This window comes from Citrobacter sp. TBCS-14, assembly GCF_005280805.1.
Lineage (GTDB): Bacteria > Pseudomonadota > Gammaproteobacteria > Enterobacterales > Enterobacteriaceae > Citrobacter > Citrobacter gillenii.
The window spans coordinates 318-569 of sequence record NZ_SZWM01000468.1; the positions used below are offsets into that span (position 1 = coordinate 318).

Annotated in this window: 1 protein-coding gene; it reads left to right on the forward strand. The window is 56.0% G+C overall.

Annotated elements, in window-relative coordinates:
* On the forward strand, window positions 1-252 hold a 252-nt coding region (locus FDX22_RS31305), incomplete at both ends, for a LysR substrate-binding domain-containing protein (protein ID WP_255432962.1).

The following is a 252-nucleotide window of genomic DNA, read 5'->3' on the forward strand; positions in this document are numbered from 1 at the left end:
CGTGACCGATCTGCAGTGTGAAGCCGTACTGTCCGAACCGTTCCTGCTGCTGTGTCGCCATGATCATCCGTTAGCCCAACGTGAGTGGGTAAACTGGCAGGATTTGTACCACGAACGTCTGGTGTTACAGGATTACGCTTCCGGCAGCCGACCGCTGATCGATGCGGCGTTGGCCCATTTTTCCATTGATGCCAATATTGTTCAGGAGATTGGACACCCGGCAACGCTGTTCCCGATGGTGGAGGCGGGGAT